Source organism: Arenimonas sp. (assembly GCF_019459675.1).
Lineage (GTDB): Bacteria > Pseudomonadota > Gammaproteobacteria > Xanthomonadales > Xanthomonadaceae > Arenimonas.
This window is the reverse complement of sequence record NZ_JAIBFH010000278.1, coordinates 1-5,196: the sequence shown is the minus strand read 5'-3', so window position 1 is coordinate 5,196 and position 5,196 is coordinate 1. Positions and strand designations below refer to the sequence as shown.

At 70.9% G+C, this 5,196-nt stretch carries 5 protein-coding genes; 3 read left to right on the top strand and 2 right to left on the bottom strand.

Annotated elements, in window-relative coordinates:
• From K0M70_RS09295 to K0M70_RS09285, 3 genes are all read left to right on the top strand, one after another.
• A partial coding sequence (locus K0M70_RS09295; protein WP_290781549.1) for a lytic transglycosylase domain-containing protein occupies nucleotides 1-1,314 on the top strand: 1,314 nt, incomplete at its 5' end.
• The gene (locus tag K0M70_RS09290; RefSeq protein ID WP_290781547.1) at nucleotides 1,311-2,252 is read left to right on the top strand and encodes a complex I NDUFA9 subunit family protein; all 942 of its coding nucleotides are present in this window, start codon (nucleotides 1,311-1,313) and stop codon (nucleotides 2,250-2,252) included. The genes K0M70_RS09295 and K0M70_RS09290, both read left to right, overlap by 4 nt.
• A gap of 3 nt (nucleotides 2,253-2,255) precedes the next feature.
• Nucleotides 2,256-3,476 (top strand): multifunctional CCA addition/repair protein, encoded by a 1,221-nt coding sequence (locus K0M70_RS09285; protein WP_290781545.1) that lies wholly within the window; start codon nucleotides 2,256-2,258, stop codon nucleotides 3,474-3,476.
• A 24-nt stretch (nucleotides 3,477-3,500) separates the two neighbouring features.
• On the opposite strand, the gene K0M70_RS09280 is transcribed toward K0M70_RS09285, so the two are convergent.
• Nucleotides 3,501-3,890: a VanZ family protein gene (locus K0M70_RS09280; protein WP_290781544.1), complete on the bottom strand. Its 390-nt coding sequence runs from the start codon at nucleotides 3,888-3,890 to the stop codon at nucleotides 3,501-3,503.
• Nucleotides 3,887-5,071 (bottom strand): SAM-dependent methyltransferase, encoded by a 1,185-nt coding sequence (locus K0M70_RS09275; protein ID WP_290781542.1) that lies wholly within the window; start codon nucleotides 5,069-5,071, stop codon nucleotides 3,887-3,889. Before K0M70_RS09275 ends, K0M70_RS09280 begins: the two co-directional genes overlap by 4 nt.
• Nucleotides 5,072-5,196 lie beyond the last annotated feature (125 nt).

Sequence of the window (5,196 nt, the reverse complement as noted above, 5' to 3'; positions counted from 1 at the left end):
CCCCGCCCGCCAAATGCCCCCCCCCCCCGCGTCGGGGCGGTGGGCCGCCCCGTGGGCGGGGCGCGCGGGGCGGGCGGTGCGCCCTTGGGGGGGCAGGCGCAGCTGGCCACGCTGGCTCCGGCGCTGGGCATGGACGAATCGCAGCGCGGCAAGGTGCTCTACCAGATCGCGCTGTGGACCGTGGCGTCCTACCTGCCGGGCGCCTCGACGCGGCTCGAAGCCGTGCCCGCCGCGTCCTACGACGAGCGGCTGCACGAATGGCGCGTGCGCGAAGCCATGAACCGCCGCGACGACGCCAGCGCGCTGCGCGCCCTGGAAGCCATGCCCGCCGCACAGCGCGGTGATCCGCGCTGGCAGTACTACGAAGCCCGCCTGCGCGAGCGCCAGGGCCAGATGGACGCCGCCAAGGCGCTTTATCGCCAGTCCGCCGCCACCGCGACCTTCCACGGCTTCCTGGCCGCCGACCGCCTGGGGCAGTCCTACTACACGCTGTGCCCACGCGAACCGTCCAGGGACGCCGCCCTGCGCCGCCGCGTTGCCAGCAACCCCGGGCTGGTGCGTGCGCTGGAGCTTTACGCGCTTGACCGGGTTGGGCTGGCCACGCGCGAATGGACGGCGCTGCTCACGTCGCTCGATGACGCCCAGCGCTACATCGCCATCGACTACGCGCTGCAGGCCGGCTGGCACGACCGGGCCGTGTTCACCATCGGCACCGATCCCGACGACCTGCAGCATTACCGCCTGCGCTTCCCGCTGCACCACGAAAACGTTCTGCGCCGCGAGTCGCGCAAGAACGCCATCGACCCCGCCTGGGTGGCCGCCCAGACCCGCGCCGAAAGCGCGTTCATGCCGCGTGCGCGCTCGCCGGCCAACGCGATGGGCCTGATGCAGCTGCTGCCGTCCACCGCCGCCATGACCGCCAAGCGGCTGGGCCTGCCCTACAGCGGCCCCGCCAGCCTGTACGACCCCGAGTTCAACATGACCCTGGGCATCGCCCACCTGCGCCACGAACTCGACCAGCACGCCGGCGTCGCGTACCAGGCCATTGCCGCCTACAACGCCGGTCCGGCGCCGGTGATGCGCTGGAACCGCGACCGCCCCGGCTTCGACCCCGATTTCTGGATCGAAACCGTGACGTACAAGGAAACCCGCGACTACATCGCTCGCGTTCTGGCCTTCAGCGTCATCTACGATTGGCGCCTGGACGGCAGCGCCGTGCCCGTGACCGAGCGAATGCTCGGCCGCACGGTGGCAGCCTCTTCGCGCCGCGCTTTCTCCTGCCCCACGCTTCCGGACAAGACAACCACGCCATGACCCCGCTCAAGATCGTGATCCTCGGTGGCACCGGCTTCGTCGGCCGCCACCTGGTGGCGCGCCTCGCCGCCGACGGCCATGCCGTCACCCTGCTCAGCCGCAACCTGGCCTGCCACGACAACCGGATGCTGTCGCCGGGCGTGGTGCTGCGCGAAGTGGATGTGTACGACCCGACCGTGCTGCGGCAAGCCTTCACCGGCGCGGACGTGGTCATCAACCTGGTGGGAATCCTCAACGAGCGCGGCGACAACGGGCGTGGCTTCAGGCGCGCGCACGTGGAGCTGACCAAGCTGGTGATCGCCGCCATGCAGCTGGCCGGGGTTCGACGCCTGCTGCAGATGAGCTCGCTCAACGCCGGCCGCGGCCAGAGCCACTACCTCAAGTCGCGCGGCGAAGCCGAGGCGGCGGTGAAGGCGTCCGGCCTGGACTTCAGCATCTTCGAGCCGTCGGTGATCTTCGGCCACGGCGATGGCCTGTTCTGCCGGTTCGCCGCCCTGCTCAAGCTGGCGCCGGTGATGCCGCTGGCGCGCGCCACTGCGCGCTTCGCGCCGGTGTACGTCAACGACGTGGTGGAAGCATTCATCCGGGCGCTGCACAACCGCAAGACCTTCGGCGAAACCTACGAACTCTACGGGCCCGACGTCTACACCCTGGCCGACATCGTGCGGATGACCGCGGAGGCGCGCGGGCTCAAGCGCCTGGTGCTGCCGCTGCCCGATCCGCTCGGCCGCCTGCAGGCGTTCGTGTTCGACTTCGTGCCGGGCAAGCCGTTCTCGTCGGACAACTTCCGTTCGCTGCTCACCGATTCGGTGGGCGGCATCGACGGCCTGCACCGCCTGGGCATCACGCCTACGCGCGTGTCGGCCAAACTGCCTGATATCCTGGGCCACGTGGACGATCGCCAGACCCGGTATGACCGCTACCGCGCCAAGCGCTGAGCCATGAAGACCTACCTGGTGGGCGGCGCCGTGCGCGACCGCCTGCTCGGCCAGGTGCCGGGCGACAGCGATTGGGTGGTGGTGGGCGCCACGCCCGAGCAGATGGTGCGCGAAGGCTTCGCGCCCGTGGGCAAGGACTTCCCGGTGTTCCTGCACCCGCGCACCAAGGAAGAACATGCGCTGGCGCGCACAGAGCGCAAGACGGCGCCGGGCTACCGCGGTTTCGTTTTCCACGCCGACCAGACGGTCACGCTGGAACAGGACTTGGCCCGCCGCGACTTCACCGTCAACGCCATCGCCCAGGACGCCGACGGCACGCTGGTGGACCCCTTCGGCGGCGCAGCCGACGTGCAGGCGCGGGTACTGCGGCACGTCTCGCCCGCGTTCGCCGAAGACCCGGTGCGCATCCTGCGCGCCGCGCGCTTCCTCGCGCGCTTCGCGCCGCTGGGCTTCACCGTCGCTCCGGAAACCCTGGCGCTGATGCGCGACATGGTGGCCGCCGGCGAAGTGGACCACCTGGTGGCCGAACGCGTCTGGCAGGAGCTCAAGAAGGCGCTGGAAATGCCCCGTCCCTCGGCCGCCATCGCCCTGCTGCGCGCGTGCGGTGCGCTGGCGCGGCTAATGCCGGAAGTGGATGCGCTGTACGGCGTTCCGCAGCGCCCCGAATACCACCCGGAAGTCGACACCGGCGTACACACGCAGATGGTGCTGGACATGGCGGCGCGCCTGGCCCCGGGCGATGCGCTGGTGGGCTTTTGCGCGCTTACCCACGACCTGGGCAAGGCGCTCACGCCCGCGCATGAGCTGCCCCGGCACATCGGCCACGAACACAGCGGGGTGCGGCCGCTGCGCGCGCTGTGCGCACGCTACAAAGTGCCGGCTGAATTCGCCGCGGTGGCCGAGCTGTGCTGCCGCGAACACCTCAACATCCACCGGCTGGCCGAGCTTCGGCCCGACACGGTGCACGACCTGCTGGCGCGCTGCGACGGCTTCCGCAAGCCCGAGCGCATCCGCCAGCTGGCCCTGGTGTGCGAAGCCGACAAGCGCGGGCGGCTGGGACTGGGCGAATCGGACTACCCGCCGGGCCCGATGCTGCTGGCGCTGCATGCCGCGGCGCTGTCTGTTTCGGCAGGCCACGCGGTGGCCATCGGGCTGACCGGGACGGCCGTCGGTGACTGGCTGCGCAAGGCGCGCATCGAAGCCATCCGGCAAGCCCGCGGCTGAAGCGCCGGGGCCGCAGCGCCGGCGTCAGCGGAAGAGTTTGCGGTCCAGCTTTTCAAGCAGCGTGGCGACCGGCGTGAACGCCAGCGCCCAACCCAGGCCGACGCCCAGCGTGTTGGCCAGGGCGTCGCGCAGGTCGCCCTGCCGGGTGTCGGTGAGATTGGCCTGCGCCCACTCGATGCCCAGCCCCAACAGCACCAGTGCAACGGCTGCCAGGGCCTGCGCGCGGCGCGCGTGGAACACCAGCGTGGCCCACGCCGACAGGGTGAAATAGGCCAGGAAGTGGCCGACCTTGTCCGAATTGGGCGGGCCATCCAGGGTGATCGGCGGCAGCAGCGACAGCGCGATGCAAAGCGCCCAGCCTGCTGCCCAGACGCCCAGCCACAGCCATGGCCTGGCGAACGGCCGCAGCGTCACAGGCGCCGGCTCAGGTCGCCGCGCGCGAACAGCGGGCGGATGTCCACGCCGCGCTGGAAGCCCATCACCTGGAAACGCTCGCCCATTTCACCGGGCAGCGTGAGGCGCTTGACCTCGTTGGTGCGGCGATGGCGCTCCACCAGGTCGTCGATGGCCTCGATGTCCGCCAGCCGGCCCGCCAGGCCGCAGTTGATCAGGAAGCTGGTTTGGGCACAGTAGCCGGCGAAATCGAAGCCGGCGTTGACGCCCGCTTCGGCCAGCGCGGTGAAATCCACGAAGGCGGTGATGTCCTGAAGGCCGGGCAAATGGAACGGATTGCCGTTGGCGCGGTGGCGGTGGTGGCAGACCAGCGTGCCGTCGCTGCGCTCGGGCAGGTAGTACTCCTGGCGCGGGTAGCCGTAGTCCACGAACAGCATCGCCCCGTCCTGCAGCAGCCCGCCCACGGCCTGGATCCAGTAAGGCAGCTGCGGCAGCAGTTCGGAGCGATAACCCTCGGCGAACGGCGCGCCCAGGTAGCGCTCGACGTGGCGCACGGCGGCGTGCAGCAGCGCGTCCGCCGGCTGGTCGACGCGGATCAGCGCGCCCTGCGGATCCAGCGCCACGTGCTCCTGGTAAACCTCGCCGCCGCGCACGGCGAAGCGCGGCGTCGGCAGCGCGTCCAGCACTTCATTGGCGAACAGCACGCCGCGCCATGTCGACTCCGGCGGCCCGTCGAGCCAGGACACGCGGGCGAACACGTCCGGCGCCAGCGACGCCGCCAGGCGCGCGTGTTGCCGCTCGCGCAGGTCGGCGCTGGGCTCGAGGATCAGGTAGCGCGCGGGCAGCGCGTCCATCGCCGCAAGATGCAGCAGCGCGGCTTCGGCGAAGGCGCCGCTGCCGCTGCCGATCTCGAAGAAGTCCACATCGCCGTCCAGCTGTGCGAACACCTGGGCCGCGCCCTCGGCCACGCACTGCGCGAAGGTCGGCCCAAGTTCGGGCGAGGTGATGAAGTCACCCTCGGCGCCGAACTTGCGCGCGCCCGCGCTGTAATAGCCCAGCCCGGGCGCATACAGGGCCAGCTCCATGAAGCGCGAGAAGGGGATCACGCCACCGCTGGCGGCGATCTGCCCGCGGATCAGGCCCAGCAGGCGATCGCTGTGGGCCTGGGCGTCGGCGTCGGGGGCGGGTGCGTCGGGGATCATGATGGAATCTTCAGGTACCAACGCGCAGGATACCGGCAAACCCGCGGAGCCCCGAATGGCCGATCACCGTCCCGTTGCCCTGATCACCGGCGCCGCCCGGCGCGTCGGTGCGCGCATCGCACGCC

What these genes read in the sequence shown, in the direction of transcription:
- K0M70_RS09275 (WP_290781542.1), bottom strand. Translation starts at nt 5,071, where the DNA reads ATGATCCCCGACGCACCCGCCCCCGACGCCGACGCCCAGGCCCACAGC.
- K0M70_RS09290 (WP_290781547.1), top strand. Translation starts at nt 1,311, where the DNA reads ATGACCCCGCTCAAGATCGTGATCCTCGGTGGCACCGGCTTCGTCGGC.
- K0M70_RS09285 (WP_290781545.1), top strand. Translation starts at nt 2,256, where the DNA reads ATGAAGACCTACCTGGTGGGCGGCGCCGTGCGCGACCGCCTGCTCGGC.